We start from the raw sequence: 24,045 nt of genomic DNA, 5'->3' as shown, positions 1-24,045 counted from the left end.
GTTTGAGAGAGATTTTTTTGTTTGTTGGGGACTTCTAACAAATAAATTACCCAATTTTGTGGGGTGGGCATCTTGCCCGCCCCACAAGAAGTACTTGAGTATTTTTTTATTTGGAAGTCCCTTGCAAAAGTCTTTATTTCAAACTCTTTCTCTGTGCATCTGGGTGAGAAGAAGGATGTGTTAAATAAAGAGGAAACGAGTATCTGTTGCTAAATTGGTGTTGCGGTTTAACCCGGTTTCTACAACAGCAATTAATTCCGCACCATTGTTTGTGAAGATACCCACAGCAGATTTATTTAAAGACACGGCTGATGCTGACCCTAATGAGTAATTGGTCGCAATTCCTTTAATCTCAATGCGATCGCTTGTTTGGAAGTTGAATATATCGGCATAATCCCCTTTACCGGAATTGGCATAGAAAACTGAAGTTGCATCACCTAAGACGTAAGTATCTGCACCCTCGTCGCCGTTGAGAAGGTCGATTTCATTTGTGCCACCTCCCCAACCAATGAGGCGATCGCTACCATTCCCGCCAGAGATAACGTCACTACCAAGTCCACCAAAGATTGTGTCGTTGCCATCGTCCCCAAGGAGGATGTCTATACCGCCTTTACCATCTATGTAATCATTGCCTGTTCCACCGTCGATTAACTCACTGGCATTAGTGCCGATGACGCGATCGCTCCCAGCTAGGGCATTGACTATATATTGGTTTAAGCCTGTAAGTTCGCTGACAAAGATGATGTCGTTGCCTGTTGTTGCCTTATTATTGGCAACTGTCAGGTCAAAGGTATCGCTAGCATTGCCACCTTTGCCATCATTGGCGGTAACTGTAACGGCAAAAATGCCAACTTGGGATACAGTGCCGGATATCACACCTGTGTTGGCAAGAATATTAGAGCCGGTGGGTAAACCCGTAGTGCTGTAGCTGAGGGTGTCACCTTGATCGATGTCAGCAAATTTATTACTGACATTGAAAGAAAACGACTTGTTGGTAGAGATGATTTGGTCATCAATCGGTTGCACTACTGTGGGGGCATCGTTAACACCTGTGACGGTGACGTTAACGATCGCAGTCGATTGTAAACCTTTACTGTCTGCGATCGCATAAGTAAAACTATCGCTGGCTGTTTGCCCAAGGGATAAATAGTCAAAGTTAGAGGCTGTGTAACTCAGGTTTTGCGTATTTTTGTTAAAGGAAACTTGCCCTTTTGTACCTGTAGTATTAACAGCAATGATGTTTTTAGTATCTCCCTGATTGGGGTCGGTGTCGTTACTCAGTAAGCTGAGATAAAGGTTAGATGTGGTTGCATCTTCGGCAACATTAACTATATCAGCTACGGCTGTAGGTGCTTGGTTTGCAGGTAGATTAAACCGAGCTAGGCTAGGATCGTGATCGCTATCCTGATCGGCAAATTCTGAGTTGACATGAACTACATCATAAGCATCTAGCTTACCAAGTAAGTTGCTACTGACTAAAACGTGGTCAAGGGTTTGGGCGTTACCTTCAAAGTTGTAGGTGTAACGCTCATTTGGAGGGAGAGTTTCAATTAAGGAAGTCAGTCCAGCGCTTTCTAGGGTGCTAACAGGGTTGGAAAATTCAAAGTCATTCAAATCACCCGCTACTACTATATTGGCATTGGGAGCGATCGCTAAAATACTGGCGACAAAGTTTTTCACCAAGGTAGCTTGTTGCTGGCGTTGCACTTCACTACTAAGGGTTGGAGGTTGATTTGGCCCGTATAGTGGTTGGTCGCCACCTTTAGAATTAAAGTGGTTGCCAATTACATACACAGTTTCACCGTTAAAAGTAAACTGTCCAACTAACGGTTTGCGACTGCTAGTAAAAGCTGAGTTGTTGGGATCAATCAAACCAGGGCTAGCAGAAACACCTCCAATATCTGTGACTGTGGTGCTAGAAGTAGAAGTACCACCAGGGATATCTACAAAGCTGACACGATTGGGATTAAATAAGAAGCCGACGCGGATATTTCCCCCAGGTTCGCCGCCGTTGGTATCATCTACCGGGCTAATTTGGCGATATTGATATGTGGGGCCACCAGCAGCAGTAATTGCATCAATTAATGTTTGGAAGGTTGTACTAGCATCAACTACGCTATCATTGGTCGCCCCGTTATTGTCCTGAATTTCTTCTAGAGAAATGATATCTGGCGATTTCAGATTATTGACAATGCGGCTGGCAAGGTTATTAAACTTGGTTGCGCCATCGCTGGGGTCAAGGTTTTCGACGTTGAAGGTAGCAACTGTCAGTTGGTCTGTGGTGGGAGTTAAATTAGTGACTTCTTTGGTTAGGGTGTTTGAAGTCACTGTCACGGAGGTAGGCAGAACTTCATAGTTGCTGAAGTTATAATCAACCACACCCGTAATCGTGCCAAGAGTTGCACCAACGTTAACCTTGGGTGAGCTACCAGAGGTAAACAGCGTGTCATCAATTTGGATACGCTCTGGATTAAAATCGTTAGAGCTAACAACAATACCACCACGGGCTGTACGTCCGGTGGCATTAGCGCCATTATCTGCTAATACCCAAATTTCCCCAAAAGAATTTGTCGGGCTAACTGCTACAGGATTATTTACCTGTACTAGCATTCCTTCTAAGCTTTCGTAGAAATCAATGCCATCCTGGGTTGGATCAAAGGTAGTCGTTCCAGTTTCGATATTACCTGTAGTGTCGTTATCGATTACCGAAGTTGGAATAGTTCTGCCGCCATTACCCAAAATCGTCGCAGTTGGCAAAGCATTTCCATTGGAGAGTTTCACAATTGTGGGACTAGTAATTTCTGTAGTCGTCAGGTTGTTGACATTGTTAGCTGGACGAAACTCTGTGACTGTTCCATTGACTAATACAGAATCTCCAACGGATACGGTTGGCGCTGATGAGGTAAAGACAAAAATAGCTTCGGAAGTGCGATCGTCGTTGTCTGGGTTAGGATCTTGTAAATAGAAGCCATTAGATTTAATGACTGTCACAATTCCCCCGACATCACCTACTTGTTGCCCGTTTAATGGAGAAATGTGAGATGCACCCTGGATGTCATGAATCCGAGGAGTGAGAACTACAGCGCCAAGTGTAATGCTATCGGTGCGGAATTTTTTGAAATTGTTCTCTGATAAATCTTTAGCAGATGTCCCATCGTTGTAGAGAATGCTGTTGCCATCATCACTGACAAATTGAATTTGAGAAGTATTTGTTAAATTATCAGGGATGGTGATAATTCCTTCAGGGTTGAAGTTAGCAGGGAATGTTGCCGCACGTAATTGCGGTTGGCTATTGGGATTACCATCCCAAGTGTAAAGGCGGAAATCGTTGGGGGCTACTCCTGCGTCTCCTGCTGGCCCTGCAATAATCACGTACTGGTTATTAGCATTCTTACGAATTTCCCGAATACCCCGCCCACCTAAATTTAATTCGATGGGAGCGCCAAATTGTGCAGAGCCTTGTGTACCTCCACCGCTAGCTGATATCAGGTTGGTGAAGTTAGTAACTTGAACGATGAGGGCGTTAGATCGTCCAGAAGGTGGAACTTCGGGGGCGCGGAAGGCGATATAAGCTGTGGTGTTATCGGGGGCAATTTCCAAGCCTTCAATATTGTATCCGTTTGATTGCTTTGACCCGACATTAGTTGCAGCACTAGCAGCCAAGCCGTAGTAATTGGCTCCCTTGCCGTGACCGTTATTGACATCCCAGTTGATGATGTCTTCTTTTAAAAAGTTGTAGCGCCCTACATAGCTAAGTGTAGTGGATGCTCCTGTACCAGTAATATCGGTGGCAAAAATGCGATCGCGATTAGGGCGATTCTTACCATCATCGCTATTACTCTGTGACCCCAACCAGAAAATGCGATTACCTACCTTGGTTGAAGCTTCGAGATCCACTTCTCGTAACACGCCAGAAGAACTGTCAGTCAGTCCTAGAGAACTTGTAAAGTCAAAACCAGTTACAGGGAGTCCCGACTTGCTGTAATCGTAAAGACGCAAAACTTGATTTTCATCATCAGCTTCTAAGAAGAATGTGCCACCCACAGGAATGGCTGTAGAAGCATCGCTTGTACCCGTTAAAAATTGAGTTGTGGCAGTGCCATCATTCGCCGATGCTGCATAAGCGATCGCATAATTGGCACTACTACCACCATCACTGACTGTAACTGTAAGATTGGCAGTACCAACACCTACAGGATTAATTTTCAGATTACGGTTGCTGCCAGTGCCACTTAGCGTTAAGTTCCCGTTAGGAACAACTGCTGCATTACTACTAGTGACTGTTACAGTCAAATTTCCTACAGGAGTATCAGAATCTGCGATCGTAAAGTTGACACCCAGTGTCTTGGCTGGGTCGTTAACGTTGCCAATTACGCCGCTAATTGCCCCCGTCCCAGTAGCCGATAAAGCACCATTAGCATCTAAAAGGTCTGTGGTGCTAGCTGTGTCTAGTTGAATAGTTGGCGCTTGTCCCACGACTACATCATTATCAGTAATGGTGATATTTTGAGTAGTAGTGCTGCCTAGTGTAATACCAGTGCTAGGGTTGCTGATGCTTAAGGTAGCGGTTTCTGTTCCTTCAATCAGAACATCATCGACAATGCTAAAGGTGACGGAACCTGTTGTTTGTCCGTTGAGAATTGTGATTACAGTGTTGCTGAGGTTATAGTCTCCGACAGTGATGTTAGTTCCGGTTACACCTAAGTTAACTGTTTGATTACCAGAAACAGCACTAGAAGCAGTAGCAGTAACGATAATTTGGGTTGTATCTGCTTCAGTTCCTGAGTTAGTGTTTACAGATAAATTAACCGTGGGATTTCCACTAGCGATCGCAAAGTTTGTAGTATCTGGAACTGTCGTAGTATAGTCACCATTAACGGTATCGACTGTCCAATTACTGACGTTGTTAACAGAAAGTTTATAGTTTGCAAAACTCGACTCTCCACTGCGTGCGCCATTATATACACCGTAATCAGCGCTACTATTGAGCAAAATTGAATTAGTTCCAATAGTTAAACCCGCAGTAGTTAAATCAGTTGTTCCTTGCGTACTAGTATCATTTGATATGCCTGACAAAAATACAGTGGGACTATTAGCACTCGTGCCGAGATAAGCATAAATAGTGTCATTAGTTGCACTCAAACCATAGTTACTACTACCAGAAACGCTAACCCGACTAAATGCACCAATTGAAGCTGCTAGATTAGTAGCATTATCAATTGCACTGAAGCGAATTACAGTGCCAGCAGTAATTGTACTTGTCCCTGAGTTCCACTGAAAATAAGATTCGCCAGTATTAAAAGCTGTCAGGCTAGTAGCTTCGTTATCGGTAAAGTAAATTATGGTATTCGGATCTATGCTTACAAAAGTGACAATAGACCAGCCATCTTCATCAGCATTGAAAGAGATAAAAGCAATATCGCCTTGTGTCAAAGCCATTAATAACGTCTCCTTCAATTTATTTTGAGTTTTATTTAACTTGAAACCCCTAATAGTGGAGGTACTAAGCTGTTCTGCATTTAATTTATATAATCAGGGCGCTCATGTTGCCCACTCCACAACATGGGATAATTTATTTTTTGGAAATCCCTAAGCATTAGAAAAATTGAACTAAAAAGATGCACTTCACAGTTTTAGCGATCGCAATATAGCGTTTCCTAATCACATGAAGTACGTCATAGCCCCCTCCTCGCTTGCGGGCAGGGGTGGGGTTCAGTACCTACTCAACTGAGAACCGCAATAGCACCATAAAAAATGTTTTCTGAGTAAAAAAGGCTACATAAATTAATAGCATTAATTCATATTTACAAAACTCAAATTATCTTAGTAATGTTAAGAAACAGCTAGGGAAAGGTTAAAAAAACAAATATAGGACTAGTATTTGATTTTTAAAATACTAGTAGGATGCGTTACAACGTTCCGTCTAACACACCCTACTAGTACAACAAGGCAAAAGTAAAAAGGTAAAAGTAAAAAGAAAGAAGGCTGATTTTGTAAGATTTATAGGCACTTCGGAAAATACTTGTATTATAAATTGCGGGTTTTTCAACTATGTGGACAACTTATCGCTTATAAAGTATACTTTTTAACAGAATATATACGTAAATATAGTGAAATTAGCATTTTAAAATCTAGACTTTAGCTATAGATTAAAAAAATGGCTAAAATCTATTATTCAGTAAAAATACGTATGCACTTTTAAGTCTTCTCACTATATGAATAGTAGAATTAGCCCATACAGGAGAAGACTGTGACGCTTTTAAATCAAGCTCAAGTAGAGCAGCTAAAGCAAATAACCACACACTTGCGACAAGTAAGACAAGAAAAATCCATACGCATAGAAGAAATAGCCGCTCTAACCCTCATTCGGGCAGGTGTTTTGCAGGCTTTAGAAGAAGAACGATTTGAAGAATTACCTGAACCTGTTTTTCTTCAAGGATTCATCCGTCGCTATGGAGATGCTTTAGGGCTGGATGGAAATGCTTTATCACATACTCTTATCAGCAATGTAGTCCGCCAAGACTCCAAGAATGATTACAAGAATTCAGACAATAAACCAAATACATACATACCTCTTGTTCTGACCTACATTTTCTTATTAGTAGGTGCATCTGCGGGTCTTCTACATATACTGAATCCACGACAAACTACATCAAAATCGCCGATTCCAGAAGTCACTAGTCAACAGTCAATAGTCACTAATAAGTAAGTCGGTGTGAATATTTATAATCAGGATAAGGCATGGAGCAGGCGGAGAAGAACTATTAATTATTACTCAATTTCCAATGCCCAATGCCCCATCCCCAATGCCCCATCCCCAATGCCCCATCCCCAATGCCCCATCCCCAATGCCCCATCCCCAATTCCCAATTCCCAATTTCAAGATATTTGTGGTTTACGCAGATGCCAAGTAGTAGATTGCTCATAAGCATAAGCTACCTGAAACAATTGGTCTTCTCGCAGCACATTGCCAATTAGCTGTAATCCTATTGGTAAACCCTGATCGTCAAAACCGCATGGCAAACTTAAACTAGGTAAACCAGCAAGATTCACAGGAATAGTCATCAAGTCAGTTAAATACATACTCAAGGGATCAGTAGTTTTTTCCCCTGCTTTGAATGCTGTAGTTGGAGATGTCGGACAAACTAACACATCAACCACGCCAAAAGCTTTTTCAAAGTCTTGCTTAATTAGGGTACGGACTTTTTGCGCTTTCAGGTAATAAGCATCGTAATAACCAGCCGAAAGTGCATAAGTGCCGATCATAATTCGGCGTTTAACTTCTGTACCAAAACCAGTAGCACGAGTTCGAGTGTACATCGATAGCAGATTATCGGCATCAGGAGCGCGGTAGCCATATTTAACGCCATCGTAACGAGCCAAGTTTGCTGATGCTTCAGATGGGGCGATGATGTAATAGGTGGGTAAGCCATAACGAAAGCGTGGACAAGAAACTATATGAATCTCTGCTCCCAAACTTTGTAATACATCTACTGCTTTGGTAACAGCTTGTTCCACTACAGAATCTAAACCTTCACCAAAAGTTTCTTTAATGATGCCAATTCTTAGCTGTCCTCTGGGTTTGAAGTCTGGTTTTAAGTTGGCTGCGTAGTTGGGAATGGCAACTTTCAGACTGGTAGAGTCTTTGGGATCGTGACCTGCGATCGCACCTAATAATATTGCCGCATCTTCTACCGTATTTGCAAATGGGCCAATTTGATCTAAAGACGAAGCATAAGCCACCAAACCATAACGCGAAACCAAACCATAAGTTGGTTTCATCCCCACCACACCGCAAAAAGATGCAGGTTGGCGAATCGAACCACCAGTATCAGAACCGAGAGCAACTACACATTCTTGTGCCGACACCGCCGCCGCAGAACCTCCCGAAGAACCACCTGGAACTCGTGACAAATCCCAAGGATTAGCCGTCACTTGATAGGCAGAGTTTTCAGTGGAACTACCCATTGCAAACTCATCTAAGTTGGTTTTGCCTACCATTACCGCCCCAGCATCCGCCAGTTTTTGCGTCGCCGTTGATTCATAAGGCGGCACGAAATTTTCCAAAATTCGGGAGGCGCAAGTGGTAGGGATTCCCTTGGTACATAAATTGTCCTTAATCCCAACAGGAATACCTGCTAGCAGCCCGATTTCTTCTCCGGCAGCAATTTTGGCATCCACAGCCCCCGCCTGCTCTAATGCCTTTTCTGCTGTCACACATAAGAAGCTGTGCAATTTCGGCTCTAAGGCTTGAATGCGCTCTAAAGCTTCTTGGGTAATTTCAACGGCGGAACGTTCTTTCTTAACTAGCTGTTCGTGCAACTCGCGGATGGATGCCATGATTGCTCTCTTTATGACTCAAGTCATTGATTTTAGTACATATTGCTCGATATTGGGAATTGGGAATTGGGCATGGGGCATTGGGCATTGGGAATTGGGCATTGGGCATTGGGCATTGGGAATTGGGCATTGGGCATTGGGCATTGGGCATTGGGCATTGGGCATTGGGCATTGGGCATTGGGCATTGGGCATTGGGCATTGGGCATTGGGCATTGGGCATTAGTTATTTATTCTTTCTCCCTCATCTCCATAAATTAAGACTGCTACCCCTGAATAAATAAGTAATTCTGGGGTTGGAAAAATTGCGAAGCTTAAACAAAATAATATTAGGAACTTAACATCATCCGTAAATAGAGGGACTACAATCAAAACGGACAAATGTTTCATGCTCCAATAAAGAGAGGATTACAAAGCTATGTCCGATTTAAACCGAGGGATTATGAAATTTGAGGGTGCAGATTCACCAAAAGTAGTCACTATCTCTACCGTGCTACTTCTGGGATCGATCGCTGCTCTCATTATCTGGGCGCTGCAAGCTGCATACGCGCTAAACTAAAACCATTGGTAGTCTAGGAGGACACTTGTCTTAAACGGTTTCCGTCGTAGCCAAGTGTCCATTCCATGACTAATAAATAAAAGAGCGCTAATTACCATCAAAAATTTCAGAAAAACTTTAGATTTTAGATTTGAGGTTTTAGATGGAAAATTTAAATCTAAAATCCAAAATCCATAATGTTTGAACCTTGGGGTGTCTTAGCTATTTTAGTTGTCTGCCCCCTCTTGGGCGGATTACCCCTGATTGCATGGATCACTTACGCGCTTACAGGTAAGAAATTATCACAAATTGGTACACGAAACATCAGTGTATCAGCTGCTTTCTACCACGGCGGTAAGTTTGTCGGAATTCTGGCAGTCTTGTCGGAAGCTTTGAAAGGAATTGCGGCAGTTTTCCTCACCCGCGTTTTCTTTCCAGAGGGATCGTTTTGGGAATTGATTGCCCTCATCGCTCTGGTAATTGGTAGATACTGGATAGGCAAAGGGGCAGGTACGACAAATGTTGTTTGGGGATTTATCGTACACGATCCACTTGTGGCAATATTTCTCTGTTTCTTGGCAGGTATTAGTTTTACAATTCTGCAATCAAAAAAGATAGTCCAATTTGGGGTTTTACTGCTTTTTCCATTGTTTGTGGCAATTTTGCATATTAGCGATATCCCCAGAATGTTAGCTGCTGCTGCTTTAGCTGGTTTAATGGGATGGATTTATACAAAAATTCCTGATGATATGAACCTACCAGTTCGACAGGCGCAAACAGAATCGCAAGCGATGTTGGAATTTTTACGTGGCGATGTTTACGACGGGCTACGCCAAAGCGCTATGGTTTCTTTAGATGAAGATTTGGATGCTGCCATTGTGGGAGAAAAGGCGGCTACACTATCCCAAATTAAGCGCTGGGGCTATCCAGTCCCAAAGGGGTGGGTGCTAGCCCCAGTTGATGATGCTGAAGTGTTGACAGAATTTCTCCAGCCATCAGAGTTATCCCCCTTGGTTGTACGTTCTTCTGCTATTGGCGAAGACTCAGAACAGGCTTCTGCGGCTGGGCAGTATGAAACAGTTTTAAATGTTACTAGCTCAGAGGCATTACAGCAAGCGATCGCTCAAGTTCAAGCTTCTTACAATCATCCATCTGCTGTACAATATCGGCGCGATCGCGGTTCAAATGATACAGCAATGGCTGTGTTAATTCAACAACAAGTCCAAAGTGTTTATTCTGGCGTTGCTTTCAGCCGCGATCCCATTACTCAACAAGGTGATGCAATCATCATTGAAGCCCTTCCAGGTAGCCCCACGCAAATCGTTTCAGGAAAAGTCACACCGGAACAATATCGCGCTTTTGTCGTTGAAGCCGAAAAATCTTCCTCTGTGCAATTAGAAGGTACTGGACGAGTCCCGCAAGCATTAATTAAGCAAGTTGCATACTTAGCCTACCGACTCGAAAAACGCTATCACGGCACTCCTCAAGATATCGAATGGAGTTACGACGGTCAAACGCTGTGGGTGTTGCAATCTCGACCCATTACCACTTTACTACCAATTTGGACACGCAAAATCGCCGCCGAAGTGATTCCCGGAGTAATTCACCCCTTAACATGGTCAATTAATCGTCCCTTAACTTGTGGAGTTTGGGGAGAATTTTTTACTCTAGTTTTGGGCGATCGCGCTTTAGGGTTAGATTTTAATGAGACAGCAACTCTGCACTATTCCAGAGCCTATTTTAACGCATCCCTCTTAGGAAACATTTTTCTCCGTATGGGATTGCCGCCGGAAAGTCTGGAATTTTTAACCAGAGGAGCAAAATTAAGTAAACCATCCTTGCAGGCAACCTGGGAGAATTTACCAGGACTAGGGAAGTTGCTGAAGCGAGAATTAAACTTAGAAAAAGACTTCAAGCGGGATTATCATCAACGGTTTATTGCTGGGTTGTCGCAGTTGGCGCAAGACAATGTAGATAATTTGGAACCAGCCAAGCTACTAATCAGAATTGACTTTATTCTGGAGTTGCTGCGCCACGGAACGTATTACAGCATTTTAGCCCCCTTAAGTGCCGCCCTGCGACAGGCGATTTTTCGCGTCAAGGATGGCCAAATTGATAATAGCGTGACTCCAGAGATAGCAGCATTGCGATCGCTCAGTGCGATCGCAACAGATGCCAAACAGATATTGGTTGAATTTGATCCACAGCAAGTATTTGAGCAGTTAAAGCAAACCCCAGAGGGAGAAAAAATCCTCCAAGCCTTTGATGAATTACTTCAGGATTACGGCTATTTAAGTGAAGTAGGGACTGATATCTCCGTTCCCACTTGGCGGGAAAATCCCCAGATGATTAAGCAGATGTTTGTGCAGTTAATGCAGGGGAACGAACCCCAATCAGGCGCTAAAGACGCGATTAATAGCATCTTGGCTAGTAAGTACAAACGGGGATTTGTGCAACGGCGTGTGGATATCAAGGGGAGAGTTACCGAAGTTTATTCACGACTCTTAGCTGAATTGCGTTGGAGTTTTGTAGCTTTAGAGAAGATATGGTTAAAATCAGGCTTACTCCAGAAAACCGGAGATATCTTTTTCCTCAACTTTGATGAAGTGCAACGTTTAATTGGGGGTGACGATTCTAGGTTAATTGAGGAATTAGATAAGTTAGTGGAATCGAGGCGATCGCAATTCGTTCAAGATAGCGAGTTCATTCAAATACCACTTTTAGTCTACGGCAATACACCTCCTCACCCCTTAGCTCCCTCTGCACTCTACTCTGACCAAATTTTACAAGGTATTGGAGCCAGTCATGGGCAAGCTGAAGGCAGAGTGAAGGTGTTACGAAATTTACAAGACGTGCCTGAGATTGACCGAGATACAATTCTAGTCGTACCTTACACAGATTCCGGCTGGGCCCCTTTGCTATTAAGGGCTGGAGGCTTAATTGCCGAAGTTGGTGGACGACTTTCTCACGGTGCGATCGTGGCTCGTGAATATGGTATTCCTGCTGTGATGGATGTTCGGGGCGCTACATGGCTTTTGCAAGATGGTCAACGAGTGAGGATTGATGGATCTAGGGGTATTGTAGAATTATCTAACGATTTAAGACCCCAATGATTACCAATTCTCTGAAAGACTTGCCAGAAGAGTCTGTTTCTCACAATCCCGAAATCAAGAAAAAAGTGATGCTACGCTTCGGCGATTTGCCTCATCTCACCAACTTTTCTCAAGCAAGTTTTGCTCCCGGACAAACCGCACCAGCCCACGCACATCAAGATATGTGCGAAGTATTCTTTGTAGAAGCTGGTTCGGGAGTAATTCATATTAATGGTAAAGAATACCCACTACTTCCAGGTAACTGCGTAGCTATAGAACCGGGAGAAGTACATGAAGTTCTCAATAGTGGCTCAACTGAGCTTATTTTGACCTACTTTGGTTTGCGAGTGGAAAAATCAGCGTAATTAGGGACTTCCAAATAAAAAAATATTCCAAAACTGAGTCAAAAATCCTCTTAGGAATAAGAATTAAATAACATCCAGTTTATGTCTTTGGCTTACCTCACCCTCAATCCTTCTCCTTGTAAAGGAGAGGGATCGTGAGACAGGATACAAGTTTTGCATTTTATTTAATCCACGTTCCTTAATCTCTCCTCTCTCTGTGTTCTCTGCGCGGCAGTCGCTCATGGGGGAAACCCCCAAGACTGCGCTGCCTTGTCTCTGTGGTTCGTTTTTTAGGATAATTTATTCCTTGGAAATCCCTTATTTTAAACGATTATCAAAGATTCATTAGCCTTGACACTTTCCCGTTAAGCAGAAGTAGGATTAAAAGTTTCAGGAAAGAAGACATCTTCATAAACATCAGTGAGAGAACAAGAAAAATTCAGGCTGGTAAACTGTAATTCTTGATTTACCCTATAGCTATAAAGCTCCCATCTGTTTTGTGAATTGCGTCGAAAACAATCAACACGTCGACGGTTTTGACTGATTAAAACATATTCTTGCAATGTTTCTAATTCTTGATAATCACTAAATTTATCGCCTCTGTCTAGAGCTTCAGTGGAGGGTGACAGAACTTCAATAATTAAGCTGGGATAGCGTTTAAAATATTCAAAATTGGTATCTCGTTGATCACAAGTTACCATGATATCAGGATAGTAGAAAAGATTCAGAGATTCGATGCGTGCTTTCATATCAGCAACGTAAATACGACATCCAGTCCCGCGAATGTGATTTCTCAGTAAGGTGACTAAGTTAGCGGTAATTGTTACATGAGCATCACTTGCCCCTGCCATTGCATAAATCCGCCCTTGGATATATTCATGTTTAATCAGGCTAGATTTTTCAGTTTCGAGGTATTCTTCTGGTGAAAGATATGGGTGAGATTGGCTAAGAGTCATATAAATAAATTGTTACAGCATTTTTCTTTTGCATAAAGTATGGGACTTACGCAAAAAATAGCCGAAACCACTATTTCCATGTAGGGGCAATTCATGAATTGCCCCTACCACCTGTAGTTTTGCGTAAGTCTTAATATACCAAGGGTGTAGCACCGCGCATCTGACGTAAAGAATTTATACAGGCGGGACAATCGCAGCCAAATAAGTTGATTGCCACATTGCTTTCTTCATCATTAAACTCCAGCATAGGAGCATCTTCTTGAGAAAACTCTATTTCACGCTGATAGTTAGGAATTTGAGCCAATACAGAAGCCCTTGCACACACTAAACCCACTTTATGTTTATTGCGGATACAAGATAGACGGTCTGTGGTTTTGGCTACTAGTTGTGGCTCTATAGCTTGTGCTTGATTTAGCATAACTCCCATAGAGAGAATGGAGGTAATCAGCACAGGAGAAGAAAGCAAACTCAGTAGGAATTTGTTCATTAATTTTTTTAGAAAACAATTGCGATCGCTCAGATTATCCGATTAAATCTTACAGTGCAAGCAAAGCCTATCAGGAATATCACTCTTACATTTCTTGCTGATGCATGGGCCGGCAGGCTGAGAAATAATCAAATTTTAGCCTGAAAAGCCAAAAATTTGCCCCTCAAAAGCTAAACAGTTTTGAGGGGCAAACGCCAGTTAAAATCCCATTTTAAAAACTGCTAAATTTTCGTCAAATAAAGCTATTTAACGAAAATTAGAATTGTGCCGAATCAAATTCATAAATTCCTGACGAGTGCCGACATCTTCTGCAAAAAGACCGCGCATTGCACTAGTCACAGTCCAAGAACCAGGTTTCTGCACACCACGCATGACCATACACATGTGAGTCGCTTCTATTACCACTGCAACCCCTTGAGGTTTAAGTAATCTTTGTAAAGCATCAGCAATTTGCACCGTCAGACGTTCTTGAACTTGTAAACGTCGTGCATACATATCGCAAATACGAGCAATCTTAGATAATCCGATTACTTTGCCATTAGGAATGTAAGCAACATGAGCGCGACCAATAATTGGCAAAATATGATGTTCGCAGGAACTGAAAATATCGATGTCCCGTACCAATACCATTTCATTGGCTTCTTCTGTAAACACTGCTCCGTTTAGCAGTTCATCCAAAGATTCATCATATCCTTTGGTAAGAAACTGTAAAGCTTTCATCACCCTTTTTGGAGTATCTTTTAATCCTTCGCGGTCTGGATCTTCTCCTAATCCAATCAACAAAGTACGCACAGCCTGCATCATTTGGGCTTCTGTGACAGTTTGTTTTTGCCCAGTAGCTAAAGATGACAGTAACTGATCGGCAGAAGTTAGATCGGGACGAATCGATAGAGTCATTTTGTGAGTTCTATGGGAAGGTTTGATAAATTAGTCTGGTGTCAAATATTGGTTGCGATCGACTCCCGACTCGTAACTAAATGTAACATAAATTTACACTTTTTCATTATGTGAAAAATTTTGTCAGCTTACTTTCGGTAAAATCTCTTATTTTTTCTGAGTGCTTTCTACACCTCTGTGGTTAAAAATAACCTCACCCTGGTTTTACTACGTAAAACCTGTCCCTCTCCTTAGTAAGGAGAGGGATGTTCTTTCTTGACAGGGTGAGGTTTTTGTTTTGGGCAATTTGATGACTTGTGTGTACGCTGTAGCTCCCTTTGGGAGAAGACTGCGCTGCCTCGCCGTTGTAGCAACTGGCGCGGCAGTGAGAAAAACAATCTTATTTTAGAAGTCACCTTGAAAAGGCTAGTCTTAGTTATTTATTGAGGGCGCTTATTATACCTACTCTTTGGTATAGCGACGCGGTGTATAAACCCAGATATTACCATCACTACGCTTGATAGTTCGGGTTTTTGTGGAACCAACGAGAATAATTGTCCGCATATCAGCGCTTGCTGGTGTTAGCTGGTCAAGTGCGATCGCTTTAACCGTTTGTCCAGGTCTGCCGAGATTCCGCGCCAAGACTACTGGAGTATCTGGTGTTCTATGTAAGAGTAAAATATTTCTTGCTTCTGCTAATTGCCAGGTACGCTCTTTGGAAACAGGATTGTAAAATGCGATTACGAAATCAGCCTCCGCAGCAGCAGCAATTCGTTGTGCGATCGCAGACCAAGGCTTCAAGATATCAGAGAGGGAAATAGCACAGAAGTCATGTCCAAGGGGCGCACCAATTGCTGCTGCGGCTGCCTGCATAGCTGAAATACCTGGTGCTACATGAATATCGATACTATCCCATTCGGGTAAGGCATAGCGATCGCACACTTCAAAAACTGCTGTTGCCATTGCATAGATACCAGGGTCGCCAGATGAAACGACAGCTACATATCGCCCTGATGCTGCCAAATCAAGAGCCATTTTTGCTCGTGCTTCTTCTTCACGATTGTCAGACTCATGGCGTTGCTTGCCATCAGCCAGAGAACCGATTAAATCTAAGTAAGTTTTATAACCCACTAAGTCAGTTGCCGACTTCAGTATCTCCTTCACTTCTGGAGACATCCATTGCGCTCCACCAGGGCCAGTGCCAATAATCGCTAATCGTCCGCGTGGTTGACCGATGGTGTTGGGGTCAATTGCTTGGGAGGCAATAGCGATCGCCACGTCAGGAGATGACGAAAATAAGGGGGATGTGCCTGTAGCTGCGATCGCTGCTGCTTGGGCGCGGCTATAACCTTGTGATAACAGACTTTCTAGCTGATTTGGGGTAAAAAAGCGGGCAGGTACTCCCAACGCGCTAGCTACAGCGTGGATTGCGGGATTGGCTGCGGCGGTCATGGGTGCAAATATCCCCGCGACTGATGTTTTTTCTAGTTTGGCATCAGCTAGTAGCTGCTGTACTAAAGTGACTGGATTATCAATGGTGTCATTAATTGCGATCGCGATCGTTGCTGGGTGATACACAAGACAGTTGGCTGTAGGAGTCACCAAACGTTCCGTAACTTGAATGGTCAAATCTCCCTGTGGATCTATGGGTAGTTTGCGATCGCTCAACCAAGGCGCTATGCCTTCTAGTTTGACTTCTGCCCCAGCTAACACATCTGAAATAAACTTTTTAGCATCATCTGGGTTTGCTAAATGGTATCCGGGGGGAGGAGACAACAGCGTTGTACCCAAACGTAAATAGCCTGTAGTCGTAATTGCAGGCTTGACATCAAGCACTTCGGCAATGCGGCGGGCTAAATCGTTTACTCCACCAAGTCCGCCTAAGAGTGGAACAACAGCACTACCATCTTCAGCGACAGCTAACACCGGTGGTTCCTGTTGTTTATCCGAAAGCAGAGGGGCTAGCGTCCTAATTAAAATGCCGGCGGCACAAATGCCAATTAGCGGCGTTCCTTGGGCAAATAACTCGCGCAACGTCTCGCCAAAATTAGTAAAGCTGACATCAACTCCCGATGTGCGACCCTCTAGACCGTATAGCGTCGCCCCTGGTAGAACGCTGATTATTTTGCGTGCTACTGTCACGCTATTTTTACCTAATATTACAATGGCGGGTGCAACGTTTATCATTACTTAATTACGAATTATTTAATTAGCACTTTATATAAATGTTCTGAGAAATTTGAGTGCTTCAATTTTATTGTTAAATATGGCATGAATTAAATCACCATTATTATAACGAATATCAATCTCGTATTTTAATGGTGGGGCAAATGTAGGTTGATTATCTAGATAATTATAAATATATTCAATAGCATTTTCGACAGTGGCACTTTGTTGAGATATTCCATGTAGGACAATGACATTTACCTGTTGGACTAGTCTAGCAAATGACTGCTCTAAGATATTGATAAATTGATCTATCTGGATTTTTTCAAGAATTAGCATTTGATTCTTGATATTAGTAATATCCTGCTCTGATAATTTTTTCCATTGCTCAATCTTATTTTGAAAGTCTGCTTCTAGCGTACTTTCATTGAAAGATGCATTTATACCAACAGATGTAAATGATTTAACGATATTTTCATACTTAAGATAAAGAATTTTAAAGCCCTTAGATTCTAATTGGTCAAGCGCTCCTTGAGTAAACACACCTGCTAAAATAGCTCCTAAAAATGGGTTAAGGTGACTATAGGTGTCTACCAAAGGAATAAGCGCTCCTTCAATTTCTTGAACCTTGTTTCTAGAATGCTTGGTGTAACGCCGCCACGCAGTTTCAATAAATGCTACTGGAAGACCAAGAGTATCTTCTGTACCTCCTCGTTCCAGTACATAGTCAAGGTCATGATAGTTACCGTAACGATCCTGCCATGATACCTTTTTAGTGATTCGTGCCTTGCGCTTTCTCTGAAAATCTAAGTAAAAACCATGCTCATCAGCCACTTTTTGAAGTGTCTCACGAATAAATTCTTGGATGAAATGCCCTAAAATCTGACCCCATTTATGTGAAAATGACTCTGCCATTACATTCGTGCAAAAATAATTTTTGTTGTGATTACTTTATCCGTAAACCCACAAACAACCTTCGCAAAGAGGAACTGTATGCTTGCGATTTTTCCACTTCACATTTCGGTCACGAACTTTTTCAAAATTAAAAGATTTAAACCCTGCTGCTTGTGCTAATAAACCCATCCATTCAATCACCGGAACATAAATACCATAGGGAGCAGAATCACCAATCATAAAACAAACTGTTGTAGGACTTTTGCATACTCTGCGAAGTGCTATCCAAACTCTAGCCATATCCAAAAAATAGCAGGCAATCATCAAGTGATAATTCTTTTTACCTCCATGTAAATGTCGTTCTTGGGACAATTTGTGACAGGTTTCAATAATACTAGCTTTGATTGGATATAATTCATCAGATGCTAGAACTTCATCGATGTTTACATTCTTATTGGTTACGTGCTGCGAACATGAACGAATTAAGTATTGCCTCACCGCACTTTGTAAATCACCCCAACCGGAAATTTCTTTCATAAAACACATTTCTAGACGTGTAGCATCTGCATAGTCATAGTTGTTAGCATACGGTGGTGATGTGATTACCAAGTTGGCAAAATTATCAGGTACACCCTGGCAAGTCCGAGCATCAGATTGAATAAGTGTAGCAACAGAAGCCGCCATTTTTCCGGCAATTCTCATATCTGTAGCTATACTCTCTGCCATTAGGCAAAAAGCAGACATTGTATCTAAAGAATATTGTTTCTTTTTATTTGGTAAAATGTACTGCCAGGGTGCAGTTCCAGCATGAGAAACATGACGAAGAATTGATACAAGTGTTAACCAAACTAACTGAGATTCAGATGAATCATCAGCAAGTTTTTCCCAAGATTGGCGTAATCTATCTAGAGACTCAAGTGAAGATATACTAAAGCATTCATGAATCAGTTTCGGGTATGTATCTATACATGGCTGAACATTTTCGGCACGTTTTATAACTTTTTGTATATGTTCAAGATAAGCATCAGCGTCAGTTTGATATAAAAGTTTAGCTCTTGCTATACGTACAACAAAGGGATGAGCCTCAATTCCCAAACATTTAACTCCAAGCTTTTCAGATGCGAGTAAGGTTGTACCAGAACCAGAGAATGGGTCTAAGACTGTAATTTCTCCTCGTTCTTTAGCTTGGCTAATTATAGTTTCAACCCATTGGGCAGAGAAACCTGCACTAAATCTAAACCAGCGATGAACTGGCAATTTCATGTTATTAATGAATGTAGATGAACTGTCCAAGGATTTAGAAGTGCAAGAATAAAATTCCTTAAAAGGCAATTCTAACTGTTGATTCATGTAGATATTTATTACTATTTATTAAACACTTTGGTTTTACAGCGATATATCATGAAAAGCAAGAGCTTTAGGAGTCTCCAGCTTTACGCTGTGCGTTTAGACATTTGGGTAATTAGGGATGCGATCGCATTTCCTAAAATTAAAAATGCGATCGCTTCTTATCTCAATTAGCTTTCCGCTCTTTGAGGACTTGATCTAGCAAATTTCTCGCAGGTTGGGCTTTAGCCAACGCTATTTGATGGTCATTATAGGCCCGAACAAGGCGAGAAAGACTGCTCACACCTGCCTTAAGTTGCTCAAGTTCTTCACCAGCAACCAGTTCCCCATCCAGCATCCGCCCAATTAACGGTTTGATATCGCCCACTTCCTGCCGGACTTTTTGGAGCTTTTCTAGGCTACTCAGCAAGGTTTTGAGTGAGTTCAAGATGTCGTCAATATCTTGCACATCCTCTACTTGTTCTGGCAAATCTTCAACTGTCACTGTATCTTCATCTGAGATTGTAGGCAATTCCTGTGCAGATATTTCAGTTTGAACCCCGTTTGGCCGTGCCATTGATGCTTCCTCAAGGAATTTTCCTTAGTGTATCGCTGATTTAGCCGATGTTAAGCAATTTCGCCATAGCTAACCGTTGCAGTTTCCCGGTAGCACCACGAGGTAATTCATCTAAAATGTGAATTTGCTTTGGAACTTTGAAGTCTGCCAACATAGTTGAACAGTGAGCTAAAAGTTCTTTTTCGCTAGCTTCTCCCTTAAGGACAACAGCAGCGTGGATATCTTCACCTAAAGATTTGTGGGGAACAGCAAAAGCTAAAGCTTCAGCAACGGCGGGATGACGCAGCAAAACATCATCCACTTCTAAAGGAGAAATTTTTTCCCCACCCCGGTTAATCAATTCTTTAATGCGTCCAGTTAAGTGGAGGTAGCCGTCTGCATCCACAGTACCTTGATCTCCTGTGCGGAACCAACCATTTACAAAAGCTGTGGCGTTGGCTTCTGGGTTGTTTTCGTAACCATCAATGACATTAGGTGCTTTTACCACCACTTCGCCCAAGCTTCCCTGAGATAACAGGTTGTCTTCGGAGTCCATAATGCCGACATCTACACCAAAGCCATAACCTACACTACCTGGTTTCCGCACTTTTGGCGGTAGAGGATTGGTGGTCATTAAGTGGGATGCTTCAGTCATGCTATAAGATTCCACCACGGGAGCGTTGAGAGTTGCCTCTAACTGTTCAATGATAATGGGGGGCAAAGAAGCGCTACTAGAGCGAATGAAACGAAAACGGTTAGCTTGGACAATTTCTGTGTTGCGGCTAGCGCGGGCCAGAATTGTCTGGTGCATGGTTGGCGCTGCGGAGTACCAGGTAGGTTTGTAGGTATCTACCAGTTTCCAAAACTCTAGAGCATTAAAACCATTAGGACAAATTAGTGTGCCGCCCGATGCTAGGGTTGACAGCAAACAGCCCACCAATCCGTGAACGTGGAACAGGGGCATTAAGCAAAGTGTAGTGTCAGCTGCGGTGAGTGAGTAAGCACCAATGATGTTGTTGGCTGAGGCGATTAAGTTACGATGACGAATCGGTACACGTTTCGGACGGCTGGTAGTGCCGCTAGTGTGGAGAATCATCGCTAGATCGTCGGCATTAGGGGCTGTGGGATTCGAGGATTCTGCTGGTTTTGAGCCTGTTTTGACTAATTCAAAGCTTAAAGTGCCGTCAGTGTTTACCTTGGCATTAATCAGCATCATATTGGGTGCGATCGCAGCAATAGCTGCTTCTGGTTCCCCAGACAAGGTAATCAGTGCATCTGCTTGGGTATCTTCGTAGTAGAAAGCAAATTCTTCTTGTTTGTATTTGGGATTTAAAGGTGCAGCAGTGCCACACAGTGCGGCAGCCAAAAAGGTGATAGCCATTGGTGAACCATTAGTCATAGCAATGGCAATGCGATCGCCCCGTTTCAATCTAAAGCTGTTGAGTTGAGATACCAATCCAAGAATATTCTCGCGCAATTGCTGATAGGTTAGCGATCGCCCTCCAGGTGTAACAAGGGCTAAATGATTGTCTTCCCCTGCTAAAAGCTCAAATAAATTCATTAAAAACCTCCATTAAACCGCATTCCCTTGTGGGAGTTGTTAGCAAAAGGGATTAGGGATTAAGCATTGGAAAATAAACCTTTCCTTATCCTCCTTGTTCCCTTTGTTTACCTTATTCTGCTTGTACACATTCCCAATGCCCAATGCCCCATGCCCCATGCCCAATTCAACCATTATTTGCTTTCTTTTGTTAGTCAGTTGAGGGTAAAGAACAAGAGCTAAAATTAAGTCAATAGTGTGTCTGTCATTACTAGAAATTAGGAAAATATTTTTCAGCAACTAAACCCCATCAATAAAATATGGATCGTCGGAATTTTCTAAAGTATGTCGCTTTAGCAGGATCTAGTTTTGCCTTAACGAGTTGCGCTCAAGGTAAAAATTCCAAATTGCAGGGTGAGATGCTTCCCTCAGCGTCACCTGTGGCAGTAAATGAACCTCTTAAGGTGGGATTTGTTTATCTAGGCCCTGTGGGTGATTTTGGTTGGACTTATGCCCATGATTTAGGACGCAGAGATATGGAAGCCAATCTTAACGATAAGGTAAAAACTACCTTTGTTGAAAATGTCAACGAAGGTGTTGACGCTGAAAGGGTGATTCGTCAACTAGCATTAGATGGTAACAAGTTAATTTTTACAACTTCCTTGGGGTACATGAACCCAACAATTAAAGTTGCTAAAGACTTTGGTGATGTTATTTTTGAAAACTGTGCAGGATACAAACTTGCTGCTAATGTTGGCAATTATCTAGGACGCTTTGAAGAACCACGTTACTTAACCGGCATGATTGCTGGCAAGATGACAAAATCAAATGTAGTTGGTTTTATTGGTGCATACCCAATTCCAGAAGTAATTCGGGGAATCAATGCATTTACTCAAGGAATGCGCTCAACAAATCCCAAAGCAAAAGTTAAGGTACTTTGGGTACAAAGTTGGTACAATCCAGCTAAAGAAAGAGAAGCCGCTCAAGCTTTAATCAATTCAGGTGCAGATGTACTAACGCAGCATACCGACTCTGGTGCTGTTGTCCAATTAGCTGAGGAAAAAGGCATTTATGCTTTTGGCTACAACAGTGATATGAGTAAGTTTGGTCAAATAACCCACCTGACATCAGTAATTAACAAATGGGGCAAATTCTATACAGATAAAGCCTTGGCTGTAATGAATAATAGTTGGAAATCTCAAAGTGTTTGGGATGGGATTGCTGAAGGGATGGTGGATATTTCCCCGATGAATCAAGCGATTCCTGCGGATGTGCAACAACTGGTGAATGCAAAGCGCGATGAATTTATTCAGGGTACTGCACATCCTTTTGATGGGCCAGTAAAAGACCAAAAAGGGGTAGTGCGAGTGCCACAGGGTAAGGTTTTGGACGATCGCGGACAACTGGCGATGGATTGGTATGTTGAGGGAATTGAAGGATTGATTCCCAAAATAAAATTATAGCCAGCAATTCAAAATCACCGTTAGCGATCGCGTAGCTTGCTTCCCCATCAGGGCAGCCGAATCAAAGAGGCGTATCGCTAAAAGTTGAGATTGTTTCTCTACGAGATGCACTCGCATTCGTCGTTTTTCCTAGCTATATCAGCCTCAAAAACCTTTGATATTTACCAGTTAGTTAGAGAAGGAGCTTTAGCTAGAAATAATTTACAAACTGCGATCGCAGATTTGCAAGCCTGACTTTTCACGTCATGTGGAAAAGCCCATGAAAGACCTAACCCCCTAGCCCCCTTCCCGTGTCGGGAAGGGGGAAAATTCAAAGTCTTTCTCCTTGTAGGAGAGAGATTTAGAGAGAGGTTTTCCAGATCCCGTGAAAAGTCAGATTTGCAAGCAACCGAAATACAAGTTGCAGCATCTAGCGATGTTCATTGGAATGAGTAGGATACTAGTCTATGCAATTGTGCATACTATTACAAGAGGTAAAGATTAAGTTGCAACTTTGAGAACCACTGAGAGAATATACATATAGGACTCGTATTTGATTTTTGAACAAAATTAGATATTGTAGGATGTGTTAGAACGAAGTTCGTAACGCATCATTATCAAGAGTTTGGTGCCGTACTCTCCTTGTTAACAAAACTCCAGTTCCCTCAAGTCAAGCCACTGCCTTGCGGGTGTGGAGGAGTTTGTGGCAAGTGGCGCGGGAAACCCGCCCACACGACTGGCTCCCCTACGAATCTTTTCAGAAATCAAACCGGATTCCTATAGTTCACCAAAGTTATAAGCATTGGAGCAAAGCAAATGAATGCTAGACTGATCGCTTTCTCTGGCTTTGTGACAGCATTTGTGGGTGCAGGAATAGGTTTTATTGCTGCTGGTTTATTTCCTTGCCCTTACACGAGTCAAATGTATCAAAATTTGGAGCAAAAATACGCCCTTGTGGGTGCAGTTGCTGGTTTGCTGATTGGTTCTAGTCAGGAAATGATTAGAGAACTCAAGCAAGAACGCGATGCCGAAGAAGACTTGCTCCGGGATTTGAACAAAGCTATTCACTCAAGTACAAATCAAAAACATTACTGATCTGTTACTGTAAAACATAGTTATTGTAAAAAAACTTTTCTACACAACAATACCCTACTACGGTAGAAGAAGTTGAAGAGTTGTGCTAGCTAAATCTACATACAAAAAGTTGAGGCACAAGGAGGCGAGAATAAATTTCCCGATCGCTGAATTTGGAAAACCTTTCTTCCCAACCTTCTGCCCCTGCTATGACTGCCAACAAGGAAATAGTGATAATATCGGTGAGTAAATGCAATCGAGTCCTTTCCGATCTAGGGTCTTTTATTCCTGTAAAATGTTGCAGAAAGTTACTGGTAATCTCTTTACTGTCTACACTGGGTGTAACAGATTTTCTAGTTTTGCACTTCTTCTTAAATCCCGTTGACATTACTTAGATACAGCAGCTAGATGGGTTA

At 42.4% G+C, this 24,045-nt stretch carries 21 protein-coding genes; 8 read left to right on the top strand and 13 right to left on the bottom strand.

Annotated elements, in window-relative coordinates; all coding sequences use genetic code 11:
* Nucleotides 1-180: 180 nt before the first annotated feature.
* Nucleotides 181-5,439, bottom strand: coding sequence for a putative Ig domain-containing protein (locus V7K98_RS18215; protein ID WP_335024251.1), 5,259 nt, complete (start codon nt 5,437-5,439; stop codon nt 181-183).
* 811 nt (nt 5,440-6,250) lie between these two features.
* On the opposite strand from V7K98_RS18215, the gene V7K98_RS18210 reads away from it, so the two are divergent.
* Together V7K98_RS18210 and V7K98_RS18205 are read left to right on the top strand one after the other, a co-directional pair.
* A complete protein-coding gene (locus tag V7K98_RS18210; protein WP_335024249.1) occupies nt 6,251-6,709 on the top strand; it encodes a helix-turn-helix domain-containing protein in 459 nt (152 codons plus the stop codon).
* 76 nt (nt 6,710-6,785) lie between these two features.
* On the top strand, nt 6,786-6,914 hold the full coding sequence (locus tag V7K98_RS18205; protein WP_335024247.1) for a hypothetical protein: 129 nt from the start codon (nt 6,786-6,788) through the stop codon (nt 6,912-6,914).
* Here the strand turns inward: V7K98_RS18205 and gatA are convergent.
* Together gatA and V7K98_RS18195 are read right to left on the bottom strand one after the other, a co-directional pair.
* On the bottom strand, nt 6,880-8,340 hold the full coding sequence (gatA, locus tag V7K98_RS18200) for an Asp-tRNA(Asn)/Glu-tRNA(Gln) amidotransferase subunit GatA (protein ID WP_335024245.1): 1,461 nt from the start codon (nt 8,338-8,340) through the stop codon (nt 6,880-6,882). The genes V7K98_RS18205 and gatA overlap by 35 nt on opposite strands.
* Complete coding sequence (locus tag V7K98_RS18195; RefSeq protein ID WP_442940422.1) at nt 8,303-8,533, bottom strand: hypothetical protein; 231 nt, start codon at nt 8,531-8,533, stop codon at nt 8,303-8,305. Before V7K98_RS18195 ends, gatA begins: the two co-directional genes overlap by 38 nt.
* Before the next feature lie 223 nt (nt 8,534-8,756).
* On the opposite strand from V7K98_RS18195, the gene V7K98_RS18190 reads away from it, so the two are divergent.
* From V7K98_RS18190 to V7K98_RS18180, 3 genes are all read left to right on the top strand, one after another.
* Complete coding sequence (locus tag V7K98_RS18190) at nt 8,757-8,897, top strand: hypothetical protein (protein WP_041565237.1); 141 nt, start codon at nt 8,757-8,759, stop codon at nt 8,895-8,897.
* 176 nt (nt 8,898-9,073) lie between these two features.
* Nucleotides 9,074-11,989 (top strand): glycerol-3-phosphate acyltransferase, encoded by a 2,916-nt coding sequence (locus V7K98_RS18185; RefSeq protein ID WP_335024241.1) that lies wholly within the window; start codon nt 9,074-9,076, stop codon nt 11,987-11,989.
* Complete coding sequence (locus V7K98_RS18180) at nt 11,986-12,333, top strand: cupin domain-containing protein (protein ID WP_335024239.1); 348 nt, start codon at nt 11,986-11,988, stop codon at nt 12,331-12,333. Before V7K98_RS18185 ends, V7K98_RS18180 begins: the two co-directional genes overlap by 4 nt.
* 344 nt (nt 12,334-12,677) lie before the next feature.
* Here V7K98_RS18180 and V7K98_RS18175 read toward each other — a convergent pair whose 3' ends face one another.
* The 8 genes from V7K98_RS18175 to V7K98_RS18140 all read right to left on the bottom strand — a co-directional run bounded on the left by V7K98_RS18175 (nt 12,678) and on the right by V7K98_RS18140 (nt 21,134).
* The gene (locus V7K98_RS18175) at nt 12,678-13,268 is read right to left on the bottom strand and encodes a Uma2 family endonuclease (protein ID WP_335024237.1); all 591 of its coding nucleotides are present in this window, start codon (nt 13,266-13,268) and stop codon (nt 12,678-12,680) included.
* 130 nt (nt 13,269-13,398) lie between these two features.
* The gene (locus V7K98_RS18170; protein WP_335024235.1) at nt 13,399-13,755 is read right to left on the bottom strand and encodes a hypothetical protein; all 357 of its coding nucleotides are present in this window, start codon (nt 13,753-13,755) and stop codon (nt 13,399-13,401) included.
* 246 nt (nt 13,756-14,001) lie between these two features.
* Complete coding sequence (gene folE / locus V7K98_RS18165; protein ID WP_335024233.1) at nt 14,002-14,652, bottom strand: GTP cyclohydrolase I FolE; 651 nt, start codon at nt 14,650-14,652, stop codon at nt 14,002-14,004.
* A 441-nt stretch (nt 14,653-15,093) separates the two neighbouring features.
* The gene (gene cobJ, locus V7K98_RS18160) at nt 15,094-16,818 is read right to left on the bottom strand and encodes a precorrin-3B C(17)-methyltransferase (RefSeq protein WP_335024231.1); all 1,725 of its coding nucleotides are present in this window, start codon (nt 16,816-16,818) and stop codon (nt 15,094-15,096) included.
* 30 nt (nt 16,819-16,848) lie between these two features.
* Nucleotides 16,849-17,712 (bottom strand): hypothetical protein, encoded by an 864-nt coding sequence (locus V7K98_RS18155; protein ID WP_335024229.1) that lies wholly within the window; start codon nt 17,710-17,712, stop codon nt 16,849-16,851.
* Nucleotides 17,713-17,748: 36 nt separating this feature from the next.
* A complete protein-coding gene (locus V7K98_RS18150) occupies nt 17,749-18,954 on the bottom strand; it encodes a DNA methyltransferase (RefSeq protein ID WP_335024227.1) in 1,206 nt (401 codons plus the stop codon).
* Between the two features lie 250 nt (nt 18,955-19,204).
* A complete protein-coding gene (locus V7K98_RS18145; protein WP_094332093.1) occupies nt 19,205-19,594 on the bottom strand; it encodes a hypothetical protein in 390 nt (129 codons plus the stop codon).
* Between the two features lie 40 nt (nt 19,595-19,634).
* Complete coding sequence (locus tag V7K98_RS18140; protein ID WP_335024225.1) at nt 19,635-21,134, bottom strand: acyl--CoA ligase; 1,500 nt, start codon at nt 21,132-21,134, stop codon at nt 19,635-19,637.
* A gap of 299 nt (nt 21,135-21,433) precedes the next feature.
* On the opposite strand from V7K98_RS18140, the gene V7K98_RS18135 reads away from it, so the two are divergent.
* A complete protein-coding gene (locus V7K98_RS18135) occupies nt 21,434-22,576 on the top strand; it encodes a BMP family ABC transporter substrate-binding protein (protein WP_335024223.1) in 1,143 nt (380 codons plus the stop codon).
* Here the strand turns inward: V7K98_RS18135 and V7K98_RS18130 are convergent.
* Entirely contained in the window at nt 22,571-22,693 is a 123-nt protein-coding gene (locus V7K98_RS18130) for a hypothetical protein (RefSeq protein WP_335024221.1), read from the bottom strand. The two genes, V7K98_RS18135 and V7K98_RS18130, sit on opposite strands and share 6 nt — an antisense overlap.
* On the opposite strand from V7K98_RS18130, the gene V7K98_RS18125 reads away from it, so the two are divergent.
* Together V7K98_RS18125 and V7K98_RS18120 are read left to right on the top strand one after the other, a co-directional pair.
* The gene (locus V7K98_RS18125) at nt 22,682-22,810 is read left to right on the top strand and encodes a hypothetical protein (protein WP_335024219.1); all 129 of its coding nucleotides are present in this window, start codon (nt 22,682-22,684) and stop codon (nt 22,808-22,810) included. The genes V7K98_RS18130 and V7K98_RS18125 overlap by 12 nt on opposite strands.
* A gap of 561 nt (nt 22,811-23,371) precedes the next feature.
* Entirely contained in the window at nt 23,372-23,650 is a 279-nt protein-coding gene (locus V7K98_RS18120; protein ID WP_335024217.1) for a hypothetical protein, read from the top strand.
* An 85-nt stretch (nt 23,651-23,735) separates the two neighbouring features.
* Here the strand turns inward: V7K98_RS18120 and V7K98_RS18115 are convergent, their stop codons facing one another.
* Nucleotides 23,736-24,017: a transposase family protein gene (locus tag V7K98_RS18115; protein ID WP_335024215.1), complete on the bottom strand. Its 282-nt coding sequence runs from the start codon at nt 24,015-24,017 to the stop codon at nt 23,736-23,738.
* Nucleotides 24,018-24,045 lie beyond the last annotated feature (28 nt).

Origin of the sequence: Nostoc sp., from assembly GCF_036917435.1 — a bacterium.
In the GTDB taxonomy this organism is placed as follows: Bacteria; Cyanobacteriota; Cyanobacteriia; order Cyanobacteriales; family Nostocaceae; genus Nostoc.
The sequence above is the reverse complement of the archived record's forward strand: the minus strand, read 5'-3'. Positions and strand labels throughout refer to the sequence as shown.

Bases quoted from the DNA above. Each gene is read 5' to 3' on its own strand.
- V7K98_RS18195 (WP_442940422.1), bottom strand. From the start codon at position 8,533: ATGCCCAATGCCCAATGCCCAATGCCCAATGCCCAATGCCCAATGCCC.
- V7K98_RS18145 (WP_094332093.1), bottom strand. From the start codon at position 19,594: ATGGCACGGCCAAACGGGGTTCAAACTGAAATATCTGCACAGGAATTG.
- V7K98_RS18115 (WP_335024215.1), bottom strand. From the start codon at position 24,017: ATGTCAACGGGATTTAAGAAGAAGTGCAAAACTAGAAAATCTGTTACA.
- V7K98_RS18150 (WP_335024227.1), bottom strand. From the start codon at position 18,954: ATGAAATTGCCAGTTCATCGCTGGTTTAGATTTAGTGCAGGTTTCTCT.
- V7K98_RS18215 (WP_335024251.1), bottom strand. From the start codon at position 5,439: ATGGCTTTGACACAAGGCGATATTGCTTTTATCTCTTTCAATGCTGAT.
- gatA (WP_335024245.1), bottom strand. From the start codon at position 8,340: ATGGCATCCATCCGCGAGTTGCACGAACAGCTAGTTAAGAAAGAACGT.
- V7K98_RS18140 (WP_335024225.1), bottom strand. From the start codon at position 21,134: ATGAATTTATTTGAGCTTTTAGCAGGGGAAGACAATCATTTAGCCCTT.
- V7K98_RS18170 (WP_335024235.1), bottom strand. From the start codon at position 13,755: ATGAACAAATTCCTACTGAGTTTGCTTTCTTCTCCTGTGCTGATTACC.
- V7K98_RS18180 (WP_335024239.1), top strand. From the start codon at position 11,986: ATGATTACCAATTCTCTGAAAGACTTGCCAGAAGAGTCTGTTTCTCAC.
- V7K98_RS18135 (WP_335024223.1), top strand. From the start codon at position 21,434: ATGGATCGTCGGAATTTTCTAAAGTATGTCGCTTTAGCAGGATCTAGT.
- V7K98_RS18190 (WP_041565237.1), top strand. From the start codon at position 8,757: ATGTCCGATTTAAACCGAGGGATTATGAAATTTGAGGGTGCAGATTCA.
- V7K98_RS18175 (WP_335024237.1), bottom strand. From the start codon at position 13,268: ATGACTCTTAGCCAATCTCACCCATATCTTTCACCAGAAGAATACCTC.
- cobJ (WP_335024231.1), bottom strand. From the start codon at position 16,818: ATGATAAACGTTGCACCCGCCATTGTAATATTAGGTAAAAATAGCGTG.
- V7K98_RS18155 (WP_335024229.1), bottom strand. From the start codon at position 17,712: ATGGCAGAGTCATTTTCACATAAATGGGGTCAGATTTTAGGGCATTTC.
- V7K98_RS18120 (WP_335024217.1), top strand. From the start codon at position 23,372: ATGAATGCTAGACTGATCGCTTTCTCTGGCTTTGTGACAGCATTTGTG.
- V7K98_RS18205 (WP_335024247.1), top strand. From the start codon at position 6,786: ATGCCCAATGCCCCATCCCCAATGCCCCATCCCCAATGCCCCATCCCC.
- V7K98_RS18125 (WP_335024219.1), top strand. From the start codon at position 22,682: ATGCACTCGCATTCGTCGTTTTTCCTAGCTATATCAGCCTCAAAAACC.
- folE (WP_335024233.1), bottom strand. From the start codon at position 14,652: ATGACTCTATCGATTCGTCCCGATCTAACTTCTGCCGATCAGTTACTG.
- V7K98_RS18185 (WP_335024241.1), top strand. From the start codon at position 9,074: ATGTTTGAACCTTGGGGTGTCTTAGCTATTTTAGTTGTCTGCCCCCTC.
- V7K98_RS18130 (WP_335024221.1), bottom strand. From the start codon at position 22,693: ATGCGAGTGCATCTCGTAGAGAAACAATCTCAACTTTTAGCGATACGC.